Annotated in this window: 20 protein-coding genes; 12 read left to right on the plus strand and 8 right to left on the minus strand. The window is 72.3% G+C overall.

Going from position 1 to position 24,849, the window contains the following annotated elements:
• The first annotated feature begins 396 nt into the window (after positions 1-396).
• On the plus strand, positions 397-1,173 hold the full coding sequence (locus HDA43_RS14415; RefSeq protein WP_179820863.1) for a MerR family transcriptional regulator: 777 nt from the start codon (positions 397-399) through the stop codon (positions 1,171-1,173).
• 624 nt (positions 1,174-1,797) lie between these two features.
• Here the strand turns inward: HDA43_RS14415 and HDA43_RS14420 are convergent.
• A complete protein-coding gene (locus HDA43_RS14420; RefSeq protein ID WP_179820865.1) occupies positions 1,798-3,450 on the minus strand; it encodes an NYN domain-containing protein in 1,653 nt (550 codons plus the stop codon).
• A 259-nt stretch (positions 3,451-3,709) separates the two neighbouring features.
• Positions 3,710-4,741 carry a sigma-70 family RNA polymerase sigma factor gene (locus tag HDA43_RS14425; RefSeq protein ID WP_179820868.1) on the minus strand — a complete coding sequence of 344 codons (1,032 nt, stop codon included), beginning with the start codon at positions 4,739-4,741 and terminating at the stop codon, positions 3,710-3,712.
• Between the two features lie 263 nt (positions 4,742-5,004).
• On the opposite strand from HDA43_RS14425, the gene pyrE reads away from it, so the two are divergent.
• The gene (gene pyrE / locus HDA43_RS14430; protein WP_179820871.1) at positions 5,005-5,541 is read left to right on the plus strand and encodes an orotate phosphoribosyltransferase; all 537 of its coding nucleotides are present in this window, start codon (positions 5,005-5,007) and stop codon (positions 5,539-5,541) included.
• 82 nt (positions 5,542-5,623) lie between these two features.
• Here the strand turns inward: pyrE and HDA43_RS14435 are convergent, their stop codons facing one another.
• Positions 5,624-6,433, minus strand: coding sequence for a DedA family protein (locus HDA43_RS14435; RefSeq protein ID WP_179820874.1), 810 nt, complete (start codon positions 6,431-6,433; stop codon positions 5,624-5,626).
• A 169-nt stretch (positions 6,434-6,602) separates the two neighbouring features.
• On the opposite strand from HDA43_RS14435, the gene fbaA reads away from it, so the two are divergent.
• The 4 genes from fbaA to HDA43_RS14455 all read left to right on the plus strand — a co-directional run bounded on the left by fbaA (position 6,603) and on the right by HDA43_RS14455 (position 10,683).
• Positions 6,603-7,625, plus strand: a complete 1,023-nt coding sequence (fbaA, locus tag HDA43_RS14440; protein WP_179820876.1) for a class II fructose-bisphosphate aldolase — start codon at positions 6,603-6,605, stop codon at positions 7,623-7,625.
• Positions 7,626-7,808: 183 nt separating this feature from the next.
• Positions 7,809-8,228, plus strand: coding sequence for a DUF3151 domain-containing protein (locus HDA43_RS14445; RefSeq protein ID WP_179820879.1), 420 nt, complete (start codon positions 7,809-7,811; stop codon positions 8,226-8,228).
• Positions 8,229-8,355: 127 nt separating this feature from the next.
• On the plus strand, positions 8,356-9,639 hold the full coding sequence (locus HDA43_RS14450) for an adenylosuccinate synthase (protein WP_179820882.1): 1,284 nt from the start codon (positions 8,356-8,358) through the stop codon (positions 9,637-9,639).
• Positions 9,640-9,738: 99 nt separating this feature from the next.
• On the plus strand, positions 9,739-10,683 hold the full coding sequence (locus HDA43_RS14455) for a glycerophosphodiester phosphodiesterase family protein (protein WP_179820884.1): 945 nt from the start codon (positions 9,739-9,741) through the stop codon (positions 10,681-10,683).
• 90 nt (positions 10,684-10,773) lie between these two features.
• Here HDA43_RS14455 and corA read toward each other — a convergent pair whose 3' ends face one another.
• The gene (gene corA, locus HDA43_RS14460) at positions 10,774-11,892 is read right to left on the minus strand and encodes a magnesium/cobalt transporter CorA (RefSeq protein WP_179820886.1); all 1,119 of its coding nucleotides are present in this window, start codon (positions 11,890-11,892) and stop codon (positions 10,774-10,776) included.
• Positions 11,893-12,204: 312 nt separating this feature from the next.
• Here corA and purD point away from each other — a divergent pair, with 312 nt between their 5' ends.
• The 5 genes from purD to HDA43_RS14485 all read left to right on the plus strand — a co-directional run bounded on the left by purD (position 12,205) and on the right by HDA43_RS14485 (position 19,115).
• Positions 12,205-13,437 (plus strand): phosphoribosylamine--glycine ligase, encoded by a 1,233-nt coding sequence (gene purD, locus HDA43_RS14465; protein WP_179820889.1) that lies wholly within the window; start codon positions 12,205-12,207, stop codon positions 13,435-13,437.
• A gap of 213 nt (positions 13,438-13,650) precedes the next feature.
• Positions 13,651-14,688, plus strand: a complete 1,038-nt coding sequence (locus tag HDA43_RS14470; protein ID WP_179820891.1) for a hypothetical protein — start codon at positions 13,651-13,653, stop codon at positions 14,686-14,688.
• 321 nt (positions 14,689-15,009) lie between these two features.
• Positions 15,010-16,278, plus strand: coding sequence for a UDP-N-acetylglucosamine 1-carboxyvinyltransferase (murA, locus tag HDA43_RS14475; RefSeq protein WP_179820894.1), 1,269 nt, complete (start codon positions 15,010-15,012; stop codon positions 16,276-16,278).
• 225 nt (positions 16,279-16,503) lie between these two features.
• Positions 16,504-17,793: a GTP cyclohydrolase IIa gene (locus HDA43_RS14480; protein WP_179820897.1), complete on the plus strand. Its 1,290-nt coding sequence runs from the start codon at positions 16,504-16,506 to the stop codon at positions 17,791-17,793.
• Positions 17,794-18,173: 380 nt separating this feature from the next.
• A complete protein-coding gene (locus HDA43_RS14485) occupies positions 18,174-19,115 on the plus strand; it encodes an EamA family transporter (protein ID WP_179820899.1) in 942 nt (313 codons plus the stop codon).
• Positions 19,116-19,251: 136 nt separating this feature from the next.
• Here the strand turns inward: HDA43_RS14485 and hisC are convergent, their stop codons facing one another.
• Positions 19,252-20,313, minus strand: coding sequence for a histidinol-phosphate transaminase (gene hisC, locus HDA43_RS14490; RefSeq protein ID WP_179820902.1), 1,062 nt, complete (start codon positions 20,311-20,313; stop codon positions 19,252-19,254).
• Between the two features lie 102 nt (positions 20,314-20,415).
• Between hisC and HDA43_RS14495 the strand changes: the two genes are divergently transcribed.
• On the plus strand, positions 20,416-21,042 hold the full coding sequence (locus HDA43_RS14495; RefSeq protein ID WP_179820905.1) for a Uma2 family endonuclease: 627 nt from the start codon (positions 20,416-20,418) through the stop codon (positions 21,040-21,042).
• A 128-nt stretch (positions 21,043-21,170) separates the two neighbouring features.
• Here HDA43_RS14495 and HDA43_RS14500 read toward each other — a convergent pair whose 3' ends face one another.
• Genes HDA43_RS14500 through HDA43_RS14510 form a run of 3 tightly spaced genes read right to left on the minus strand, consistent with a single transcriptional unit; the run spans position 21,171 to position 24,849 of the window.
• The gene (locus tag HDA43_RS14500; protein WP_179820908.1) at positions 21,171-21,836 is read right to left on the minus strand and encodes an NUDIX hydrolase; all 666 of its coding nucleotides are present in this window, start codon (positions 21,834-21,836) and stop codon (positions 21,171-21,173) included.
• Between the two features lie 19 nt (positions 21,837-21,855).
• Positions 21,856-23,700: a DUF4434 domain-containing protein gene (locus HDA43_RS14505; protein WP_179820911.1), complete on the minus strand. Its 1,845-nt coding sequence runs from the start codon at positions 23,698-23,700 to the stop codon at positions 21,856-21,858.
• Between the two features lie 60 nt (positions 23,701-23,760).
• On the minus strand, positions 23,761-24,849 hold the full coding sequence (locus HDA43_RS14510; RefSeq protein ID WP_179820913.1) for a glycosyltransferase: 1,089 nt from the start codon (positions 24,847-24,849) through the stop codon (positions 23,761-23,763).

A 24,849-nucleotide genomic window follows, 5' to 3' on the forward strand; every position in this document is an offset into this window, starting at 1 on the left:
GTTGTGGCTGGGCTCTGGTGTTTTCCGGCCTCCGGCCTGGCCTCGGGCGCGGTGGTTTCTGGCGTTTTGAAGCCGGCCGGAACACCCACCCACCTCCGCGCCATGACTTGCCCGGCCGCACGGCCCGCTCGCCGTAGCTTCTCCCTTTCCGCCCGCCCATGGTTCCCGCCGCCGCTGAAGCGACCCTTGCTCCCGGCCCAAGGCGGGTCGCCGTAGCCTTGCGGCCACACTGGCAGGGGAGAGCGCAGGGCCGGGCGCCGTAGCCTCTCCCTTTCGGCCCGCTCACGGTCCCCACCCATCTTGAGAAGAAATCCGAGGGGCGAGGAAGTAAGAGGCGAGAGCGGGCGGAAGGCCGGGCTTGAACCTCTCGTCGCGTGAGGTCCTAGCGTTGCTGACGTGATCGGGGAAGACGCCACCGCGCGCTGGTGGAGCATCGGTGAGCTGGCTCGGGCCAGCGGGGTCACGGTGCGCACGCTGCGGCACTACGACGAGATCGGCGTGCTGCGATCCGGCGAGCGCGCCACGTCCGGCCATCGCCGGTACACCGCGGCTGACCTACGGCGGCTGTACCGGGTGCGGTCACTGCGTGCGCTGGGCATGTCGCTGGATGAGATCAAGGAGGTGCTCGCGTCCTCGCCGGAGGACCCGGCGGCGATGCGGGCTCTCCTGAGAACCCAGCTGCGGCAGCTGACGTTCCAGGCGGAACAGACTCAACAGCTGATCGAACAGATTCATGGGTTGCTGCGACAGCTCGACGAGGCGTCGATGCCCGATCCGGACCAGTTCATGACGACCCTGGAGATGATCTCGATGTTGGAGACCTACTTCACGCAAGAGCAACGCGAGGAACTCGCCCGTCGCCGCGGCGAGCTGGGCGCCGAGGCCGTCGAGGAGGCCAAGACCCACTTCGTCGAGCTGGTCGAGCAACTCCTGAGGCACGTGCAGGACGGCACCCCTGCCGACGATCCGCAGGTGCAGGAACTCGTCCGGCGCTGGGACGAGCTGGCCACCCCCTTCCACGCCGAAGACGCCAGGGGAGAACAGACCAAGGCGGCGGCCCGGCGAATGTGGCAGGAGCACCGCGACCAGCTCAGTGCCCGCCTGCCCTGGCCAGCCGAGAAGATGGCCGAACTCCTGGCGTATCTGGAACGCGCACGGACCACCGCCCACTGAGCGGTCCGTCGCCGCAGCCGCTCACCGTAGGACCGCGTTCCTGCTCCCCGGACGGCACCCTGGGAGACCCGAGTTCCTGCTCGAAGGGAAAGGGGCGGGGGCCATGAGCGGGCCGAAAGGGAGAGGCTACGGCGCCCGGCCCTGCGCTCTCCCCTGCCAGTGTGGCCGCAAGGCTACGGCGACCCGCCTTGGGCCGGGAGCAAGGGTCGCTTCAGCGGCGGCGGGAACCATGGGCGGGCGGAAAGGGAGAAGCTACGGCGAGCGGGCCGTGCGGCCGGGCAAGTCATGGCGCGGAGGTGGGTGGGTGTTCCGGCCGGCTTCAAAACGCCAGAAACCACCGCGCCCGAGGCCAGGCCGGAGGCCGGAAAACACCAGAGCCCGGCCACAACGCCGGCCGGAACACCCACCCACCGCAGCGCGCACCACCCACCGACCCGGCGACCACCGACCCGCCCAACACCAGAAAAATGCCCCGAAGAGCGGAAAAGCCCCAATCGAAACACCCGCCGCAGTACGCACAAACGACCGGTGCGGCAATCGCCGAATCACTCAAACCTGAGGGAAAAGCACCAGCCTGAACGGCCGCACGGGCCGGACTTCGCGATGCGGACCGTCGCGCCCGCGCTAGCGGCGGGCGCGTTCGAGGGCGTCCCAGAAGCCTCGGCGGAGGGCGTGGCGGACCTCGTCATGGAGGAGGAAGTCGATCGGCAGGGAGGAGCCCTGAAGGAGACGCGCCTCAAGGTCGGAGGGCATCCGAGGCTTGCGGGCCAGCACGGCCTCCAGCCACAGGGCGGGGGCGTCCTTGGCGACGGACTCGCCGAAGTCGTAGCCCTCCTTGTGCGCGGCCTTGACCGCGTCGGCGAGGGTGGTGGCGACGCCCGCGGGCATGCTCTGGATCGGCACCGGAGCCGCCTGGGGACCGGTGTAGGCGGACTGGTAACCGGACATGCCTCCGGTCCCGTTCGACGTGTACGGCGAGGCGGCGGGCAACGGGCTGGTCGGCCCGTTGGGGGTCGAGGCCGCCGGGAGCGAGGCCGGGGCGGGCGGGGAGGCGGGAGCCGGGGGCGGGGAGGCGGGAGCCGGGGGCGGAGTGGCGGGAGCCTGCGACCGGGGCGCCGCGGCGGGCGGGAGGGAAGAGGAGGACGGCTCCTGGGGGTAACCGGAGTAGGACGGCGGTGCGGGCTGGGAGGTCTGGGCGTGGCTCGCCCGGCTCCTCCTTTGCGGAAGGGGGGCGGGGGCCGGAGCGCCGCCCGCGCCGGTGTTCAGGCCGTCGCCCGCGGCGCCGATGCCCTGTCCGCCGCCCGCGGAACCGCCCGGCGTACCGGTGTTCAGGCCGCTGCCCGCCGTACCGCCGCCCTGCGCACCACTGTTCAGGCCGCTGCCCGCCGTACCGGAACCCGGGCCGGCGCCGAAGCCGCCACCCGCCGTGCCGGGGTTCATGCCGCTGCTCGGGGTGGTGTCGTCCAGGCCGGTCGTGCCACCGCCCAGGCCGCCGGCCGACGTACCGGAGCCCAGGCCGCCCGGACCGCCCGTGCCACCGTTGCCGCCGCTGCCGCCCAGGCCGGCCGGGCCATCGCCAAGGCCGGCCGTGCCGCCGCTCAGGCCGTTCGGGCCGCCGTTCGGCGTACCGGAGCCCAGGCCGCCTGTGCCGCCGCTCAGCGAACCGCTGGTCAGGGGTACGGTGACCTGGCCGTTTCCGGCGGCGTGGTGGCCGTTGCCGCGGGCGGGCGAGTCGGCCGCGGCGCCGTTCAGGGTGACGTAGGGCCGCAGGTGGCCGGCGCCGATCTCGATGAGGTCGTCGCATTCCTGGCGCAGCGAGCGGGACACCGCCCAGCTCCCGTCGGCGCCGATGTGCACGACGGTGACGCGGACGCCGAGGTCCTGGGCGTCGCAGACGACCTGGGCGAGGTCCTCGTCACCGCTGACCACGACGGCGTCGCAGACCGCGTTGTTGCGGGCGAGCGTCATCAGGTCGCGGTGGACCTGGGCGTCGACGCCCTCCCGGCGGCCGGGGCGGATGCGCGACAGCCGCAGCTTGAGGCCGGGGATGTCGGCCAGCGTGTCGTGCTCGGGCGTGCGCCGGCCCTCGACGGTCGCCTCGTACCAGTAGCAGCGCAGCACGGGGAGCCCGGTGCGTTCCCGGCACAGGGTGTTGAGGAGCTTCAGCAGGCCCGGGTAGTCCCAGGTGACGGCCTCGCGATGGCGGGTCCCATGCGCGGCCATAGCGCCGTCGGCCAGCAGGTAGCCAGCGTCCACGAACAGCGCGCAGCGATCCACGCGACACCGCCCTTCCTACGTGGCCCGCCTTCGGCCTGAAGAAGCCAGAAAGCACCCTGAGGGATCAGGCAGGCGGCCCTTCCTCAGGGTAATCAAGCAACTGATCGTCTGAGGCTGAATCCCGGCGATTCGACCCGCGCCTGACCATACGCCAGTGTGTCCACGCAGACCGTACCAGTTTGTCCTGTTATTCAGGTCTTCCATAACTGCCCGATTCGCCCCGGCCCGTTCGGCCCGTGTCCGGATTCCCGTGAGCGATTCACGGCCGGGGGAGAACGCTTCCCGCCCCCGGTGATCCGCCCGGCGTACGGGCGGACGGGTCCCCGGCGCACCGGCCCGCCGGGGAGGGCGGGGACGGCGTGCCGGGTGGCGGAAAACCGGACCGCGGGCCCGGCGGCTCGCCCGCGGACGCCACCGTGAGCGCGGCGGCCAGGGTCACCGTGGCGGTCAGCGCGACGGTCGCCGCGACGGCCGCGAGGGGCCGCCACCAGGAGCCGGAAACCCGCCACCGGCGGAGCCGCCCGCGCACGCCCCTCGCCCGTTCCAGCCCGGTGAGGTAGGCGGGGAACGCCGGGCCCGCGACGAGGGGGCCGACGGCCCGGCGCAGCGCCCGGCCGACGTCGGCCAGTTCCAGGAAGGCGGCGTGGCAGCCGGCACAGCCGTCCATGTGCTCCTCCAGGGCCGCCACGGCGCGCCGGTCGAGGTCCCCTCGCAGGTGAGCGGCCATCTTCCGGAGCGTGGGGCGGCAGCCGATCCGCAGGTCGCCGGCCAGGCGGGTCCGGATGTACGCCTGGCGCAGCCCCTCCCGCGCGGTGCGGGCGAGCGCGGCCGCGCCGTCGGGGGTCAGACCCAGCAGGGGCGCGATCTCGGCCGGTCCGGCCCGCTCCGCTCCCGTGTGCCACAGGACGAGCCGCCAGCGTTCCGGCAGCGAGAAGAAGACGCGTGCCATCGGCGCGCGCTCCGGCCCGGCCAGGGCCGGGTCCGCCGGCAACGTCCCCCGGCCGGGCCGGCGCTCCCCTCGCCCGCGGTCGCGGATCGTCCGGCGGAGCGCGGCGAGCAGCCAGGGCCGGAACGCCTCTCGCGGACCGCCGCCGTCCCTGACCAGCAGCAGGAGCGCGGTGAAGGTCTCCGCGACGGCGGTCTCGGCCTCGACGGGGTCGCGGACGAGGCGGCGCGCGAGGATCCGGGCCGCCGTGGCGTGCCGTTCGTACAGCGTGCCGTAGGCCGCGGCGTTCCCGCCCCGCGTCGCGGCCAGCAGGTCGGCGTCTCCTTGAGGCCCTACCGCGCTCATCGAGAACCCTCCGTTACTCTGAGTAGCAGTATCGGTGATTCCGCACTCGGGGTGATGGCTAAACCGGGACCGCGGTTTTGCCGGGGTCGCGGTGCGGGTAAAGCCGGCCCCGGAGGCGCGGAACCCGGGTACGGCTCAGCGGCGGCCAGGCGGGAGCGGCGGGGCGACCAGGCGGGGCTGGCGGGAGCGCCGGAGCGGGCGGGGACGGAGCGTGAAGCGGGGCGGGAACGGCGTGCCGGGGATGCCGCCCTAACCTTGTTGCCATGAGCGATCGTGAGAGCCTGCTGGCCGAGATCAAGAGCAAGGGTGTCGTGCACGGCAAGGTCGTGCTGTCCTCCGGCAAGGAGGCGGACTTCTACGTGGACATGCGGAAGGTGACCCTGGACGCGCAGGCGGCTCCGCTGGTGGGCCGGGTCATGCTGGACCTCACCGAGGACCTCGACTACGACGCGGTGGGCGGGCTCACCCTGGGGGCCGACCCGGTCGCGGCGGCCATGCTGCACGCGGCGGCGGCCCGGGGCCGCCGACTCGACGCGTTCGTGGTGCGCAAGGCGCAGAAGGTCCACGGGCTGCAGCGCAGGATCGAGGGCCCGGACGTCGCGGGGCGGCGGGTGCTGGCGGTGGAGGACACCTCCACGACCGGCGGGTCCGCGCTGACCGCGGTGGAGGCGCTGCGCGAGGCGGGTGCCGAGGTGGTGGCGGTGGCCGTGGTCGTGGACCGGGGCGCGGCGGCGGCGGTCGCCGAGGCGGGCCTGCCGTACCGGAGCGCCTACGGCCTGGAGGAGCTCGACCTGGCCTGAGAGCGGCGCCCCGGCTCGTCACCACCGTGCCTCACCCGCATGGTGGTGACCCCGCGTCACCGCCGGGCGTCGTCCCGCGCGGTCACCACTGGCCGTCGCCCCACGGGGCGGACGTGTCGCGGTGGTGCCTGCCCCGGGGGCGGGCGACACCGGCCTCGCCCTGCGGACCCTGAACGCCCGGCACACCCGGGACACCTTGGACGCCCGGGGCACCCTGGGTGCCGGGGGCGGCCGGACCGCCGGGTCCGCCGCCCCTGCGGCTCTTCACGATCTCCAGGATGATCGGGATGATCGAGATCAGGATGACGACGAGGGCGCCCGGCAGGATGTACTTGTCGATGTCGGGCACGGCCGAGCCGACCAGCCGGCCGAAGACCAGCATGCCGTCGGTCCAGATGATGCCGCCGATGCAGTTCCACAGGAAGAACCGCTTGCGGTCCATGCCGAGCATGCCGGCGACCGGGTTGAGGAACGTCCGGACGATGGGGATGAACCGGGCGAGCACCACCGCCCTGGCCGGGCCGAACTTCTGGAAGTAGTGCTCGGCCTTGTCGACGTACTCCTTCTTGAAGAGCCTGGAGTCGGGGCGGTCGAACATCCTTCGGCCATAGGTGGCGCCGAGGTGGTGCCCGAGCTGGGCACCGGCGATGGCGCACAGGGGCGCCAGGATCAGCAGCAGGGGGAACGACAGAGGCGCGAGCCCCGGGATGGCGGCGGCGGCCTCGGCCGTGCTGAAGATGCCCGCGGCGACCAGCAGCGAGTCGCCGGGCAGGAAGAAGCCGAGCAGCAGCCCGGTCTCGGCGAAGATGATGCCGAGCACGCCGGCCGTGGCGAACGGGCCGAGCAGGCCGAGCCACCACTTGGGGTCGAGGAGGTTGTGCAGGAGGTCCATCAGCGTGAAGCCTACCCCGCCGGGGATTACCGGCGAGGTCGTCTGGGCATGCGAAGGGACGGTGGCGGAACTATCGGGCCGGACCAGGACCCTGGATACTGGCCAAGGGCCCGGTCCGCGCCGAGCCCCGCGCCAGCCGCCTTAAGCCGTCTCGTAGGGAGATGACACCATGCCCATCGCGACCCCAGAGGTATACGCCGAGATGCTCGACCGGGCGAAGGCGAACGAGTTCGCCTACCCGGCGATCAACGTGACCTCGTCCCAGACCCTGAACGCCGCGCTCCGCGGCTTCGCCGAGGCGGAGAGCGACGGGATCATCCAGGTGTCCACCGGTGGCGCCGAGTTCCTGTCCGGCGCGAGCGTCAAGGACATGGTGACGGGCGCCAGGGCGTTCGCGGAGTACGCCCGCGTCGTGGCGGAGAAGTACCCGGTGACGGTCGCGCTGCACACCGACCACTGTCCCAAGGACAAGCTGGACAAGTTCGTCCGGCCGTTGCTCGACATCTCCCTTGAGCGGGTGTCGCGGGGTGAGGACCCGCTGTTCCAGTCGCACATGTGGGACGGCTCGGCCGTGCCGCTGGACGAGAACCTGGAGATCGCGCAGGAGCTCCTGGACAAGGCGGCCCGCGCGAGGATCGTGCTGGAGGCGGAGATCGGCGTGGTCGGCGGCGAGGAGGACGGCGTCGTCGGCGAGATGAACGAGAAGCTCTACACGACGGTCGGGGACGCCCTGGCCACGGCCGAGGCGATGGGCCTGGGCGAGCGGGGCCGCTACATGCTCGCCGCGACCTTCGGCAACGTGCACGGCGTCTACAAGCCGGGCCACGTCAAGCTCCGCCCGAGCGTGCTGAAGGACATCCAGGAGGCCGTGGGCGCCAAGTACGGCAAGGAGAAGCCGTTCAGCCTCGTCTTCCACGGCGGCTCCGGCTCCGCCCTGGAGGAGATCCAGGAGGCGATCTCCTACGGCGTGGTCAAGATGAACATCGACACCGACACCCAGTACGCCTTCACCCGGCCGATCGCCGACCACATGTTCCGCAACTACGACGGCGTGCTGAAGGTGGACGGCGACGTCGGCGACAAGAAGACCTACGACCCCCGCTCGTACGGCAAGGCCGCCGAGGCCGGCATGGCCGCCCGCGTGGTCGAGGCCTGCCGGCACCTGAGGTCCGCGGGCACGAAGATCTCCTGATCAGCGGCGCCGGGGCGGCTCCCGGACGACGCGTGACGTGACGGCGCCGGAACGACTCCCGGACGGTGCCCGGCGTCAGGGGAGCCGCTCCGGACGCCCGGCGCGGCGCCGGGGCGGCTCCCCGGCGCGGACAACCGGGGGTCGTTCTTCGCCAGGACCGACGGAAGAGGTAGGACTGTCCCCATGGAAACGCACGAGAACCTTCTCGCCGGCCCGCCGCCGACCCGGCTGCCGGACCTGCCCGAGGCCAGGGAGGCGCTGGAATCCGGCGTCCAGGCATCCGACGTCGCCGCGCGCTTCCCCGCCTACCCGGCGGCCTGGGCCGCGCTCGCGGACGAGTACTTCGCGGGCGGCCACGCGGTGACGTCGTACGCGTTCGCGCGCACCGGCTACCACCGCGGCCTCGACCAGCTGCGCCGCGCGGGCTGGAAGGGCCACGGGCCCGTCCCCTGGGAGCACGAGCCCAACCGGGGCTTCCTGCGCTGCCTGCACGCGCTGTGCCGGGCGGCCACGGCCATCGGGGAGAAGGACGAGGCCGAACGCTGTCTGCAGTTCCTGAAGGACGCGAGCCCCGAGGCGGCCGAGGTTCTCAGCGCCCGCTGACGCCGGTGGATCTCCCGCCGGGAGGGCGGGAGATCCCCTTACCGGATTCGTTCGGGTATTCTCACCACGCAAGAGCCCCAGTCGCGATTGCGTCCGGGGTTTTCGTTTTTGCGGTGGGAGAAAAGCGATGCCGGCAGTCGTTCTCGTGGGTGCCCAGTGGGGCGATGAGGGCAAGGGTAAGGCGACCGACCTTCTCGGCGACCGGGTTGACTACGTCGTCAGATACCAGGGCGGGAACAACGCCGGTCACACGGTCGTCATCGGCGACCAGAAGTACGCCCTGCACCTGCTGCCGACCGGCGTGCTCTCGCCGAACGTCGTCCCGGTGATCGGCAACGGCGTGGTCGTCGACCCGGGCGTGCTGCTGAGCGAGATCGACGGGCTCAGTGAGCGGGGCGTCTCCTCGGAGCGGCTGCTGATCTCCGCCGACGCGCACCTGATCATGCCGCACCACAAGGCCATCGACAAGGTGACCGAGCGCTTCCTCGGCAAGGCCAGGATCGGCACCACCGGCCGGGGCATCGGCCCGGCCTACGGCGACAAGGTCTACCGGATGGGCGTGCGGGTCCAGGACCTCCTCGACCCGGGCATCCTGCGGAAGAAGATCGAGGCCGCGCTGCAGGAGAAGAACCAGGTCCTCACCAAGCTCTACAACCGCCGGGCGATCGAGGCCGACAAGGTCCTGGAGGAGTACCTCGGCTACGCCGAACGCCTCAAGCCGCACATCGCCGACACCTCGCTGATCCTGAACAGGGCGCTGGACGACGGTAAGACCGTGCTGCTGGAGGGCGGTCAGGGCACGCTGCTCGACCTCGACCACGGCACGTACCCGTTCGTCACCTCCTCCTCCCCGACGAGCGGCGGCGCCTGCGCCGGCTCGGGCATCCCTCCGACCCGGCTCACCCGCGTGATCGGCATCCTGAAGGCGTACACCACCCGTGTCGGCTCCGGCCCGTTCCCCACGGAGCTGACCGACGAGATGGGCGAGTGGCTGCGCACCACCGGCGGCGAGTACGGCGTCACCACCGGCCGCAACCGCCGCTGCGGCTGGTTCGACGCGGTGATCGCCCGTTACGCCAGCCGTATCAACGGCGTCACCGACTTCTTCCTCACCAAGCTCGACGTGCTGTCGGGCCTGGAGCGGATCCCGGTCTGCGTGGCCTACGAGGTGGACGGCGTCCGCCACGACGAGATCCCGATGACCCAGACCGACTTCCACCACGCCAAGCCGGTGTACGAGGAGTTCCCGGGCTGGCAGGAGGACATCTCCGGTGCCACGTCGTTCGACGAGCTGCCGCCCAACGCCCAGGCGTACGTCAGGGCGCTGGAGGAGATGAGCGGCGCCCGGATCTCCGCGATCGGCGTCGGGCCGGGCCGTACCCAGACGCTCCAGCTGCACTCGCTGATCTGATCTCCTTTCCCTTAAGGTTCATCCCGATGACGCGCGCCCGTTGCACGGCGGGCGCGTGTCGTACGGGCGTTCGGCACGGGAGATCGGTAAGGTCCCCCCGTGCATGTCGAGATTCACGGCCACAGGGGGGCCCGCGGGCTCCGTCCGGAGAACACGCTTCCCGGTTTAGCCCACGCCCTGGAGCTGGGAGTCGACGCGCTGGAGTTCGACGTCGTGATGACGGCCGACCGGTGCCTGGTGCTCAGCCATGACCTGACCGTCTCCCCGGTGACCAGCGCCGACCGCGGGCCGGTCTTCCCCGGCGACCCGCTCTTCCCCTACGTCGGCAGGCCCGTCGGCGCGCTGACGCTGGCGCAGCTGCGCACCCTCGACTGCGGGGTCCGGCGCCCGCGCTCCGAGACCGACCGGTTCGCCGCGACGCAGGTGCCGGTGCCCGACACCCGGATGCCGACGTTCGGCGCCGTGCTCGGCCTGGTGGACGCCTACGGCGCGGACGACGTGCGGATGCACGTGGAGCTGAAGTCCGACCCGTCCAGGCCCGACCTCACCGCCGATCCCGTGGAGTTCACCGAGGCCGTGGTGGCCGAGCTGGCCCGCCACCGCAGGCTCGGCGGGGCGGCGATCCTCAGCTTCGACTGGCGGATCCTGGACGTGGCCCGCTCGCTCGTCCCCGACGTCCCCCGGTACGCGCTGATCGAGCACGCCACCATGGACGCGGTCTGGCTCGCGGGCCTGCACCTGGCGGACTTCGGCGGCGACGTGCCGGCCGCCGCGGCGGCGGCCGGGGGCACCGTGCTGTCGCCCGCGCACGTCATGGTCGACGTGGAGCTGGCGCGGCAGGCGGAGAAGCACGAGCTGCCGGTGGTGCCCTGGACGGTCAACCACCCCGGCCGGGCCGCGGAGCTGCTCGACCTCGGGGTGGCCGGGATCGTGACCGACTACCCCGACCGGATGCGCGCGCTGTGGGCGGAGCGTGGTCTGCCCGTCCCCCCGCCCGTCACCGTCCCTGCTCCGTCCCCGGCTCCGGCCCTGGCCCGCGCGTAGGTCCGAAAGGCCGCCCGCGCCCTTCCCCGGCCGTACGGCGGGCGTTCCGAACCGGGGCCCGCGCCGTACGGCGCAGCCCGGCCTGTGCCGCTACATCCAGCCGTTGCGGCGGAAGCCCCGGTAGAGCAGCGAGCAGGCGATGACCATCGCGCCGATCACCAGCGGGTAGCCGAAGACCGAGTCGAGCTCGGGCATGTGCTTGAAGTTCATGCCGTAGATGCCGGCGATCATCGTCGGGACCGCCATGATGGCCACCCACGCGGAGATCTTCCGCATGTCCTCGTTGGCGAGGGCGTTGGAGCGGGCCAGCGCCGCCTGCAGGATCGAGTTGCACAGCTCGTTGGACGATTCGACCTGCTCGCAGACGCGGGCCAGGTGGTCGACGACGTCGCGGAAGTACTCGCGCATCTCCGAGGGGATCATGCGGCGCTGGGCCAGCGACGACATGGGCGACTGGAGCGGCGTGACGGACCGCTTCATCTCGATCATCTCGCGCTTGAGGTTGTAGATGCGGCCGATGTCGCGGGCGCTGACGTCGGCGAAGACCATGGCCTCGACGTCCTCCAGCTCGGCCTGCATCAGGTCGGCCACGGTGAGGTACTTGTCCACGACGTGGTCGGCGATCGCGTGCAGCACGCCGGTCGGGCCGCGGTCGAGGAGGCGGGGGTCGTCCTCCAGGCGCTCGCGCACCACCGACAGCGGGCAGAGCCCGCCGTGCCGTACGGTCACCACGAAGTCGGGCCCGACGAACATCATGATCTCGCCGGTGTCGATGATCTCGCTGGTGGCGGTGAGCACGTCGTGGTCGAGGTAGGCGACGGTCTTCAGGACCACGAACAGCGAGTCGCCGTACCGTTCGACCTTGGGGCGCTGGTGAGCCTTGACGGCGTCCTCGACGGCGAGCGGGTGCAGGGCGAAGACCTCCGCCAGCCACTCGACCTCGGGGGCGTCGGGTTCGTGCAGCCCCACCCAGACGAACGCGTTGCCGTTCTCCTCGGCCGCGTTGTGCCGGCGGACGATCTCCAGGGCGTCGGGGATGCCCAGCGCCTCGATCTTCTTGCCGCCGATGTAGGCGGCGTACTCGACCAGCGAGTCGCTGGGCGGGACGCACCGGCCGGCGGCCCTGACGCGGGCGGAGGCGGCGGGGGCGTGCGGAGCCCGCACGACGCGGGCGTGCTTGATCCGGGGAAAGAGAAGCGAGGAGCGCATGGCAGGCCTTCCCGCCCGGCCTGGGCCGTTCACGCGCGACGCGATGTCACCTCGGTTCTGCGGAGAAAAGCGCGCGATGCCCGCCGGGCAATGATGCGGAGTGGTCAAGGGTGCGCACCGAAGACGTGCGCGTGCACGTACTGCTGGGATCGCCAGAGGACATCCCCAACCACCTCCAATCACCCTGAGAGAGGCAAAGCCGCCCAAACCTAGCACAGAAGTCGGGTGCCCTCCAGCTTACTCCTGGCCGTGACGGCCGTCCGCCGAACCGGGAGGACCGCCGCCCGGCGGGGGACCGATAGGCTCTCGCACGTGCGCGTTCTTGTGATTGGTTCCGGCGGGCGCGAGCACGCCCTGTGCCGGGCGCTGGCGGCAGATCCCGAGGTCACCGAAGTCCACTGCGCTCCCGGAAACGCGGGCATCGCGCGGGTGGCGACCCTCCACGCGGTGACCCCGACCGACCCGGACCGGGTCGCCGGGCTGGCCGTGGAGCTGGGGGCCGGCCTGGTGGTGGTGGGCCCGGAGGCTCCGCTGGTCGCCGGGGTGGCCGACGCGGTCCGGGCGGCGGGCGTCCCCTGCTTCGGGCCGTCGGCGGAGGCGGCCCGCATCGAGGGGTCCAAGGCGTTCGCCAAGGAGATCATGGCCGCGGCGGGCGTGCCCACCGCGCGGTCGCGCACCTGCGTCACCCCCGAGGAGACCGCCGCGGCGCTGGACGAGTTCGGCGCGCCGTACGTGGTGAAGGACGACGGGCTCGCGGCCGGCAAGGGCGTGGTCGTCACCGGCGACCGCGACGAGGCGCTGCGGCACGCCGCCGCCTGCGGGCGGGTCGTCATCGAGGAGTTCCTCGACGGCCCCGAGGTGTCGCTGTTCGCCCTGTGCGACGGCTCCACGGCCGTGCCGCTCCAGCCCGCCCAGGACCACAAGCGCGCCTACGACGGCGACGAGGGGCCCAACACCGGCGGCATGGGCGCCTACACGCCGCTGCCGTGGGCGCCCGCGGACCTCGCGGAGCGGGTGATGGCCGAGACCGTCATCCCGACGGTCACCGAGCTGGCCCGGCGCGGCACCCCGTACACCGGGGTGCTGTTCGTCGGCCTGGCCCTCACCGCCGACGGCCCGAAGGTCATCGAGTTCAACGCGCGGTTCGGCGACCCGGAGACCCAGGTGGTGCTCGACCGGCTCGCCACGCCGCTGGGCCGGCTGCTGCTGGCCTGCGCGAACGGCACGCTGGGCGGCTTCGGGCCGCTGTCGTGGCGCGAGGGCGCCGCGGTGACCGTGGTCGTCGCGGCGGAGAACTACCCCGGCGAGCCGGTGAAGGGCGACGTGATCGAGGGGCTCTCCGACGTCGGCGGGGACGCCTACGTGCTGCACTCCGGGACGGCCGCCGACGGCGACCGCGTCGTCTCCAACGGCGGGCGGGTGCTCAGCGTGGTCGGCACCGGCCCGGACGTGGCGGCGGCGCGCGCGGCGGCCTACGAGGCGGTCGGCCGCGTCCGGATGCGCGGCTCGCACCACCGCACCGACATCGCGTCACGCGCCCTCTGAAGCCGCGGGCACGGCGCCCCGGGCCCTCCCCGGGCCTCTTCTCGGCGCCGCCCCCGTACGGCGGGCGCGGCCGGCGCGGCCCGGAGGCCCGCGGGAGACGCCGGGGCGGCACGGTGAACCCGCGGGGGGCGGGAGACGTAGCGTGGAGGAGGCATGCCCCGATGAGCAGGGGGCAGGTGCCGCCCGTCCCGCCGCGCCCCCCTCGGAGGAACGATGACGCTCGACTCCCCGGTGTCGCTCGAACGGATCGGTGACACCGGCGTGCTGCGCTGGCCGGGCACCTGGCGGGTGTACGTCGCCACGCGCAGCGAGGAGATCAGGGCCGACGCCGAGCGCGCCCTGGCCCTGCGCGACGAGGCGGGCCAGCTCGTCTCGGTCGGCGAGGGCATCGGAACCCACCTGGCCCGCGCGGAGACCTACGCCCGCAGCAGGCACGGGCTGCGGCGCTGGCTGACCGGCCAGGCCATCGAGGGCGCCTGGTCCAACATCAACAGCGCGACCGTCATGCTGTACGGCGTGCTGCCCACGGTGGAGCTGTGCGGCAGGTGCCCGGAGGTGGTGGCGATCGGCCGGGCCTACCTCCCCGCCGACGACCCCCGCCTGGTGCACCTGCAGGCCAGGCTCGCCGCCGGCGACCTGGGCGAGGACGACAGGCCGCTGATGCAGTCGGTGCTGCGCGCCGCCTACACCGCCCAGGCCATGGAGACGGGGCGGGTCCGCAGCTTCCGCAACCTGCTGCTCGCCGGGGTGCTGATGCTCACCCTGCTCGTGCTGGGCGTGGTCGCCGTCGGCGCGATCTGGCCCGAGGTCGTCCCGATGTGCGGGAACCAGGCGGTGATCCAGGCCCAGGGGCTGATGCCCGCGCAGATCTGCCCGACCGGCGGGCGCAGTCCGGGCCACGGCGACGTCCCGCTCGTCGCCCTGGTCGGGATGCTGGGCGCGGCGCTGGCCACCGCGGCCTCGCTGTCCACCCGGTCGGAGCAGTCCACCCGCTACTCGCTGGCCGTGGTGCAGAACCTCCTCAAGGCGCCGGCCGGGGTCGCCACGGCCGTGCTCGGCCTGCTGATCCTGAACTCCGGTTTCGTCCCCGGTTTCGCCGGGCTCGGCTCGCAGCCGGCGATCCTGGTATGGGCCATGGCGTTCGGGTACGGCCAGCAACTCGTCACCCGCTTCGTCGACCAGCGCGCCGACACCCTGTTGTCGGCCGCCTCCCCGCTGACCCCCGCCGCGCGGGGGACCCGGGCGGCGTGAATAAAATCGGGGCGGTGAAGCACGTGCCCTGGGGCGGGCTCCCGTGGCCCCCGGTCGCCTCCGCGCCGCCCCGGCGACCGTCCCGGACGACCCCGCGAAAGACCCCCGTGCCGCCCTTCCGTTCCCCCCGGACCGCCGAGCGGACGCGTGCCCCTCACCCGGAGTTCACGCGCCCCCCGACTGTTCGGCCGTTCGAGGGGTAGTTCCCGCACGAAGCGGCCTGTTCAGGGACATCCAGCGGCTACTGTTGGCCGGTAGCCGCCCCGGCTGTCGCGCTTCGCCGTAGACGTACAACCGCCCCACCTGCAAGGAGCATTACGAATGGTCCGTTACCGCGTGCGCGGTGGCAATCCCCTCCGTGGAACCGCCTTCATCCAGGGAGCCAAGAACGCCGTCCTTCCGATGATCGGCGCCGCGCTCCTGGCGGCCAAGGGCCGCACCGTGCTGCGCAACGTGCCGATCATCGAGGACGTCCGCCGCGCGGTCGAACTGGCCGAGGCGATCGGCGCGAAGGTCGAGCTCCACGAGGCGGAGCGCACGCTGGTCATCGACGCGTCCACGCTGACGAGCCCGGTGCTGCCCGCGGAGATCGCCCGCCGCTTCCGCGGCTCGGTGCTGTTCGTGCCCGCGCTGCTGCACCGCCTCGGCGAGGCCGTCATCGAGGGCGTCGGCGGGTGCAACCTCGGCAGCCGCAACCTCGACTTCCACTACCTGGGCTACAAGCGCCTCGGCGCGGTGGTGGACGAGGGCGACGCCGTCATCCACGTCAAGGCCGCCGGCTTCACCGGCGCCACCCTCTACCTCGACACTCCCTCGCACACCGGCACCGAGAACCTCATCATGGCGGGCGTCCTCGGGCGCGGCACCACCGTGATCGAGAACGCGGCGCTGGAGCCCGAGGTCCTCGACGTGATCGAAATGCTGACCCGGATGGGCGCCAAGATCAGCGGCGGCGGGACCGGCTTCATCACCGTCGAGGGCGTGGAGGAGCTGCAGGCCGTCGAGCACACCGTGATGCCCGACCGTCTCGACGCGGGCGTGTTCGCCATGGCGGCGGCCGTCACCGGCGGCGAGGTCAACCTGGTCGGCGCCGACCTCGACCACCTCGGCGTGGTCCGCTACAAGCTGGAGCAGATGGGGGTGGAGTTCGCAGACCACGGCGCGGTGCTCCACGTGCGCCGGGACCGTCCGCTGCGCCCGATCAACGTCATCACCGACACCTACCCCGGCTTCGCCACCGACCTGCAGTCGCCGATCATGACGGTCGCCTGCCTCGCCGACGGCGCCAGCTACATTCACGAGCGCATTTTCGACGGCCGGTTCGCGTTGGCCTCCGAACTGAACAAGATGGGCGCCGACATCGAGGTCAAGGAGAACAGCGCGGTCGTCCGCGGTGCCACTCCGCTGACCGGAACGTCGGTGACCGCGCACGACCTTCGTTCGGGAATCGCCCTCGTGCTCGCCGGTCTGGCCGCCGAAGGGGAGACCGTCATCGAATCCGGATATCTCATCGACCGCGGCCACTCATATCTCGCCGAGCGTATGCAGGCCCTGGGCGGCGATGTGACCCGGGAGATTTCTCCCGCGTAATCGCCGGGTTCACGCCTCCCCTAAAGCCGGGATGACCTGTGTAAACGATGGAAGTAAGGGGTTTACCCCCGAACTTGCCTCCAGAATTGACATCAAATCGGGCGTGACATTACGGCCATCACAAGCGATCGTTCCAAAAGAGAGCCGAAACAAACGGATGGCATGATGGGACGAACATTGGTCGAGCGAGCTGAAGAAGCTCCACGAGTGTCACGCCCGGGTGCCATGACACCGGACCTCACTATCGGTGTCGTGGGACCCCATGACCTCGTCGAGCGAGTGATGTTGATGGGACACGCGGCGGCCCCGCTGCCCTGTCGCCTGGTAGCCGCTGCATACCGGGACGAGCAGGAGGCCTCCGACAAGGTCAATCGTTTGGGTGCGGGGGTGGACGCCTGCCTGTTCGCCAGCCCCGTCCCCTACGACCTGGCCCGGCGTTCGGGGGTGCTGACGATGCCCGCGACGTACGTCCAGCTCGGCGGCGCCGCCCTGATCGCCGCGCTGGCGAGGGCGGCGCTGGACGAGCGGATCGACCCCCGCCGGGTCAGCGTGGACGTGTTGAGCCGGGCCGACGTCGAGGAGGCCTACGCCGACCTCGGCCTACCCGCGGGCGAGGTGCACAGCCGTGACGAGCCCGGGGCCACCGGGACGATCACGGCCTTCCATGAGCGCCTCGTCCGCCAGGGCCTCAGCACCGGCGCGCTGACGTGCCTGCCCGCGGTCGCCGACCGCCTGCAGGCGGCGGGGGTGCCGACGATCAGGATCCGCCCGACCTCCGCGGCGATCCGTACGGCGCTGCACACCGCGACCCTGCTGGGCGCCCACCACCGGCTGGAGGAGTCACAGCTCACCGTGATCCTGGTGGAGGTGCCCACGCTGCGCGAGCCGGTCCGCCGGGCCGCGCCGCGCCACTGGCGGGACGAGCTGCGGCTGTCGCTGCACCGGCTGCTGGTGCAGGAGGCCAACCGGATCAACGCGGCGGTGACCCCGGTCGACGACCACAGCTACATGGTGACCGCGACGCGGGGTTCGGTGGCCACGGCCACCGAGGGGTTCCGGGTGCTGCCGTTCGCCGCCCGGGTGCGCGAGGAGCTGGGTCTGGCGGTGGAGGTGGGGGTCGGCATGGGCCGTACCGCTCACGACGCCGAGGCCCACGCCCGCGCGGCCATGGCGCGCACGCAGGCGGGCAAGCAGGCGCAGGGCTTCGCGGTGGACCGCGAGGGCAGGGCGCTGGTCCCGGCGCCGAGGATGCCTCCCCAGGGCGGCGGGCAGCTCAAGCCGAAGGGCGTGGAGGTGCTGGCCAGGCTGGCGGCCAAGCTGGAGGGCGGGGACACGGTGGTGGACGCGGAGAGCGCGGGCAAGATGCTCGGCGTCACCCCGCGGACGGCACGGCGGTTGCTGCGCACGCTGGTGGACGAGGGACTCGCGTGGCCGCTTCCGCCGAACCGCACCCCCCAGCCGGGCCGGCCCCGCCAGCTGTACCGGTTGATCGTGGAGAAGCTCGGCGGTCACTGAGGCGGCCACCGGGCCGGCCACCGAGCGTCCGCTGTGCGGTCAGCCGTCACTGTACGGTCATCCGAGCCGTCACCGTACGGCCGCTGAGCGGTCGTCCGAGCGGTCACCGAGCCCCTGCGGCCTTCCGCGGCCGGGTGACCCCGCCCTCGCACGGCGGGGTCCCCGGGCTCCGCGGTTCACCCCCCGGGCCCGACGGCTTCCTTCCGCTCCCGGCGGCTTCCGGGAGCCCGGTGGTTCCGGGGTCCGGTGGTTCGTCTTCAGGCTTCATGGCTTCCCCGGATCCGGCGGTTCACTCCTGATCCGGCGACTCGCCCCTCGCCCATCTCAATGTCTGAAATATGCGACATGACGATCGGGCGCAGGGGCTATTGTCATGCGTCATGAGCCGTGACACTGCTGTCGGCCCCCGGCCGCTCCTCGTGTGGGGAGCGCTCGCGATCGTGTACGTCGTGTGGGGGTCCACCTACCTGGGGATCAGGTTCGCGATCGAGACGATCCCACCGCTGAGCAGTGGCGCGATGCGCTTCCTGGCGGCCTCCCCGATCCTGGCGCTCGCGGTGCTCGCGCTGCGGGGGCGGCGGGCCTTCCGGATGACCGCGAAGGAGGCCGGCGGGGCCGCGCTGGTGGGGCTGCTGCTGCTGACCGGCGGCAACGGCATGGTCGCGGTGGCCGAGCAGCACATCTCCAGCGGGCTGGCCGCGCTGCTGGTGGCCTCGGTGCCGCTGTGGCTGGTCATCCTGCGGCTCATCGCCAGGGACCGGCCGCGGACGCTGACCCTCACCGGGGTGCTGCTCGGATTCGGCGGGGTGGCCGGGCTGTCGCTGACCGGCGGGGGCGGTTCGGGCGACGGCGTGGGGATCGCCATCATCCTGTTCGGGTCGCTGTCGTGGACGGTCGGATCATTCCTGTCGGCCCGGATCCCGATGCCCGCCGACCCTTTCGCCGCGAGCGCGGTCGAGATGGCCGCGGGCGGCGCCGGGCTGGTGCTGGTCGCCTCCGTCGCGGGTGAACACGTGGACTTCGGGGCCATCTCGGGGGCGTCCTGGGCGGGACTGGCCTACCTGATCGCGATGGGCTCCCTGGTGGGCTTCACGGCCTACGTCTGGCTGCTGGGCAACGCCCCGATCTCACTCGTCTCCACCTACGCCTACGTCAACCCGGCGGTGGCGGTCGCCCTGGGCGCGCTCGTCATGCACGAGGCGGTCACCGTCCCGATGCTCGTGGCGGGCCTGGTGATCGTCCTGGGCGTGGCCCTGGTGGTCTCCACCGAACGCCGCGGCCGGACGCGGACGGCCGCCGAGGAGGAACCGGCGGCCGCCTGACGGCGCGCCGGGACGGGGCCGTACGCGGCGGACGCGGGCCGTGCACGGCGGACGCGGACCATGCGGGCCCGTACGCGGCGGGCGAGGGGCCGTGGGTTTCGCCGCGGGCCCGGCGGAGCGGGCCCGCGGCGGGCCGTCAGGCCTTCCGGAACGCCTCGGCGACCGCGAGGAAGGTGTCGTTGGCGTCGGGGGACCCGATGGAGATCCGCGCCCCCTCCCCCGCGAACGGGCGCACCGCCACACCCTCGGCCGCGCAGGCCTCGGCGAAGGCCGTCGTGCGCTCGCCCAGGCGGAGCCAGACGAAGTTGGCCTCGGTGACGGGCACCTCCCAGCCCTGGCCGATCAGGCTCTCGCGGACCCGGGTGCGCTCCTTGACCACGGCCTCCACCCGCTCCAGCAGCTCGTCCTCGGCCGCGAGCGAGGCGACCGCGGCGGCCTGCGCGAGGTGGCTGACCGCGAAGGGCACCATCGTCTTGCGCACGGCGGAGGCCACCGGCTCGTCGGCGATGAGGTAGCCCACCCGGAGCCCGGCCAGGCCGTACGCCTTGGAGAAGGTGCGCAGCACGGCGACGTTGGGCCGGGACCGGTAGTGGGTGAGGCCGTCGGGCACGTCGGCGTCCCTGACGTACTCCCGGTAGGCCTCGTCGAGGATGACCAGCACGTCCTCGGGGACGCGGTCCAGGAACGCCTCCAGCTCGGCCGAGTGGACGGCCGTGCCGGTGGGGTTGTTGGGGTTGCAGACGAGCACCATGCGGGTCCGCGGGGTGATCGCCTCGGCCATGGCGTCCAGGTCGTGCGACTCACCCGCCAGCGGGACCCGTACCGAGGTCGTCCCGGCGAGGTCGGCCAGCAGCGGGTACGCCTCGAACGACCGCCAGGCGTAGACCACTTCGGCGCCCGGCTCGCCCACGGTCTCGAAGAGCTGCTGGGCCACCGCCACCGAGCCGCCGCCGAGCGCGACGTGCTCCGGCGGCACGCCGTACCGCTCGGCCAGGGCGTTGGTCAGGCCGGTCGCGGCCGGGTCGGGGTAGCGGTGGATCTCCGTGGCCGCCTTCGCGACCGCCTCGACCACCGAGGGCAGCGGCTCGTAGGGGGATTCGTTCGAGGACAGCTTGTAGGACCGGCCGTCGGGCGAGACGACGGCCTTGCCCGCCTTGTAGGCGGGCATGGTGTCCAGGATGGCGCGGAAACGAGGCATGCTCTTACTTTAGGAGGATCGCCCGGCTGGGAGAACGGCGGGCGCACGGGGCATGATCCTGGAACACTGGAGGTGAGAGGCTTGCCCGACCGGGAGGACGACATGAGCATCGCACCGCCGCACGTGGCCGAGGCCCCCGATGCCGACATATCCGAAACGGAACCCCTGCCGTCCTGGGTGATCCCTCCCGCGGAGGGTTTCACCGCCGACGACCTGGACCGGCTCAGGGGAATCCCCCCGCACACCGAACTGATCGATGGCACTCTCGTCTTCGTGAGCCCCCAGACCAACTTCCACGCGCTGGTGATGTTCCTTCTGGAGCGTGAGCTTCGCCGTGCCGCTCCCACGGACGTGCGTGTCCGCAGGGAGATGACCGTGACGCTCGGAAAGCGTCAGCGGCCGGAACCGGATCTCATCGTGATCCGCGGGGAGGCCGTCAAGGACATGCGGCAGACGACCTACCAACCGGCCGACGTGCTCCTGGCCGTCGAGGTCGTCTCCGCCGAGTCCGAGATCCGCGACCGCGAGCGCAAGCCGCAGCTGTACGCGGGCGCGGGCATCCCCCATTTCTGGCGGGTGGAGTTCGCCGAGGGCCGCCCGGTGGTCTACGTCTACGAGCTCGACCCGGCCACCCGGACCTACGGGATCGCCGGCGTCCACCACGACCGGCTGAAGGTCGGCGTCCCCTTCGAGATCGACATCGACCTGGGGGAGATCGACGAGCTCTGACCGCCGTGAGGCGCCGAGGACCGAACGACGGGGGCTCCGTCCGTCTCCTCGGCCCTGCGTGACCGGGGCTCACGTCCGGGCGACGCCGCCCGTGCCGTCACCGCCCGTCCTTCGGGGATCCGCCGAGGTCAGTCCTTCAGGGAGCGGAGCATCGGGGGGTGCAGGAGCGTCGCCGGGCCGCGTCGGTAGAGCTTGGCGGGGCGGCCGCCGTCGCGGGTGGTGGTGCGGCCGGTCGGCACCAGGAAGCCCTCCGCCCGGGTGACCTTCCGGTGGAAGTTGCGCGGGTCCAGGGGACGGTCCCAGACGATCTCGTAGACCCGGCGCAGTTCGGCGACGGTGAACTCCGGGGGGCAGAACGCCGCGCCCAGCGGGGTGTACTCCAGCTTGCTGCGGGCGCGCTCGACCCCGTCGACCATGATGCGCCGGTGGTCGAAGGCCATGTCGTGCAGCGAGGAGACGGGCTCCCAGCTCATGTGCGCCTCGGTGGAGGCCGGCAGGTCGGGGGCGAGGCCGAGGTAGGCGACGCTCAGCACGCGCTGGCGCGGGTCACGGTCGGGATAGCCGTAGGTCTGGAGCTGCTCCAGGTGGACCGGGGCGCCGGGCAGGCCGGCCCGTTCGGCGAGGATCCGCGCCGCGGCGGCCGGGAGGTCCTCGTCGAGCTGGATGAATCCGCCGGACAGGGCCCAGCGTCCTTCGGAGGGGGGCCTGTCGCGGCGCCAGACGAGCGCGCTCAGCGCCTGGCAGCGCACCGTGAGGACGACCAGGTCCACGCTGACGGGAATGCGCGGCACCATGCCAGGCACGTTACACCGGTCAGAGGGCGACGCGGACGTGCAGCGCCTCGGCGGCGGCCCGTCCGTCGGGGGCGGCGACCTCGACCTCCACCCACTGGCCGGGCGGCACCTGGGTCCAGTCGAAGGGGATCCACGCCGTCTCCATCCGGGCGGGCTGGTTCGGCGGGGGCGGGTTGAGGTTCACCCCGGCCACCTCGACGACCTTGGGGGTCTCCTGTCCCTCCCAGGTCAGGGTGACTTTCGCGCCCATCGGCATGTTGTAGCCCCGGATCTCCACGCCGTCCTGGATGTCACGCGGCCGGCGGACGGCGTCCACCGGGATGGGCCGGTTCCAGTCGCGGGTGATCTCCTCCGACAGCGGCGGCGAGCCGCAGGTGTAGAAGTCGCTCCACATGTAGGAGACGATCTTGGAGACGTAGCGGCCGGCCTGGGTCACGGCCGCGTCGAGCCGCTTCTTGTCGGTACGGCCGCGGTCGCCGGTCCGCACCTCGCAGGGCTCGCCCTTCGACGGCTCGAACGCCTCCACGTTGGCCCACAGCTGCACGTTGTAACCCTGCTCGGCCATCCGGTCGCGGGCCGCGGACATCTCCCGGTAGTAGTCGCGGGTCGAGCCGTGGTAGGCGGTGCCGTTGTCGGCCTCCCCGACGACCGGGCGCAGTCTCTCGTCCACCTTCTCGTCGCGCTCGTCGGGCCAGAACAGCCCGACCTTGCCGGTGCCGCGGCTGTCCTGCGGCGCGATGATGCCGACCCCGGTCCTGGCGAGGGCCTCGAACCCCCGGGCGACCTCCTGGGGGGTGGCGCTGAACGACAGCCTCTTGCGGGCGTCGAGGTAGGGGCTGACGAGGATGGGCCTGCCCGGCATCTCCTGCTCGACGATCTCGTGCTGGGAGGCGTAGACCCGCAGCGTCGGATGGTCCTTCTTCGCCTCCTCCGGGTCGCTGGACCCCGAGTAGCGCATGTCGCGCATCTGCACCTCGAACGGCTGGTAGAAGCCGCCCAGTGAGGCCCGGTCACCGAAGCGGTCGCCGTAGTCCTGCAGGATGCGCCGGGTGAGGGTGGTCAGGGTGTTCGTGCCCTGCTTGGCGGCCCTGGACTGCAGCGCCGGGTCGCGCGGGGCCAGCGGCAGGGCGGGGAAGACCTTCACCCCGAACTGGTCGCCGAGGTCGAGCAGCTCGGTGAGGCTGTCCTTCTCCGCCGCGGCGATCAGGATCACGTGGTAGCCGCGGCCCTTGGCCCTGATGTTGTCACAGGTCGGGTCGTCGCTGCCGTCCTCGTTGACGAGGAGGCGGTAGAAGACGGTCTTGCCGATGGGGATCTTCCGCTCGAACTCCGGGCAGCGGAACAGGCCGGGACCGAACGCCTCGTCGGTGCGGTAGACGAACGTCCAGCTCACCCGGTTGCCGGGGTTGGCGGCCTGGAGGTCGCGCTCGGCCGCGGCCTCGCAGGGCAGCCCGTCCTCCACGCACGGCTCGTAGCGGGGATCGACCTCCTCGCCGTTCTTGTCCAGGACGCGGCCCTCGTCGTCGACGCGGCGGGCCTGCAGGCCCCAGCCGATCCGGATCACGGTGTCGCCGCCCAGCCGGTGGATGGCGGCGAACTGCCGCCGCCAGGTGCAGTGGTCGACCGTGGGGATGAGCCAGTAGCCGGTCACCGCGTACGGCGTGGGCATGGCCGTGTCGAACGTTCCACAGGGGTCGGTGAACTCGGCCTTCGGGGCGGGGGTCGAGGGGGTCCGCGCGGGGACCGACGACGCGATCGGCGTCCTGCCGTCGGCCGCCTTCTCGCCGTCCCGGGGGAGGACCAGGACGACCGCCGCCACCGCCGCGAGGATCGCCACGCCGAGCAGAGCGGTGAACCAGCGCACGATCAGGACACTACCGTTCTTGTGATCAGGCGGACGTAAATCATTTCGCCGTACACGCGGTCAGTTCTTGACGCCGCCCCACTCCTCCAGCTGGGCCACGAAGCGACGGGCGGAGTTCGGCCAGTGATGGTTCGCACGGGCCGCCGCATACCCCCGGGCGCCCCGGCCATGCCGTTCGCGGGGGTCGTTCCGGAGGAACAGCACGGCGTCGGCGACCGCCCTGGGGTCGTTCCAGGGCACGACCACGCCGCTGTTGTAGCGCTCGACCAGCTCCACCGCGCGCGGCGAGGGCGTGGTGATGACGGGGACCCCGTGGGCCATGTACTCCACGATCTTCGTCGGCATGGAGTGGCGGTAGTTGGGCTCGTCGTGCAGGAGCGACAGGCCGGCCAGCGCGCCGTCGAGCCGCTTGAGCGCCTCGTCGTTCGGCATGAAGTCGCGCCACTCCAGCACCCCCTCGGCCACCGCCGCGTTCAGCGCCGGCCGGGACTGCGGGTCGGCGTAGCCGATCAGCTCGACCGCCACCCGGTGCGGTCTCAGCAGCCGGGCCGCCTCGATGGCGTCGTGCACCCCGCGCGCCTCCGACAGCCAGCCGAGGTAGACGACGCGGTCGTCGCCCGGCGTGGTCACCGTGTCGGGCACCCAGGTCTCGTTCGGGACGACCAGGTGGGTGCGGCTGAACCGGCCGGCGTAGGCGCTCTCGGCCAGCAGCAGGTGCAGGTGCCGCTCGGCGACGCCCTCGAACATGCGGGCCATGAACCGTACCGGGGGCCGCAGGAACGCCGGTAACCAGGGCTTCAGCGACAGGGTCGCCGGGGTGTCCTCGTGGACGTCCCAGACCACCGGGGGCCGCCGTCGCACGCCCGCGACCGCGAGCAGCAGCTCGGGGTCGTGGATCACGACCAGGTCGACCTGGTCGCGCATGCGCTTGAACACCTTGCGGGCGGCCCGCACGGCGGACAGGCGCCTGCGCTCCGCAGCCCGGGGCAGGTCGACGCCGTTCACCCACGACCGGGCCATGACGCCCCGCGCGGTGTACGGCGCGGCGTACGTGACCTCATGACCGGCATCGACGAGCGCCCGGATCTGCCGGTGCAGGATCCGGGCGTCCTCGGGGTGATGCACCACCGTCATGACGAGCACGTGCAC

It is taken from the genome of Streptosporangium sandarakinum (assembly GCF_013409935.1).
Classification (GTDB): domain Bacteria; phylum Actinomycetota; class Actinomycetes; order Streptosporangiales; family Streptosporangiaceae; genus Streptosporangium; species Streptosporangium nondiastaticum.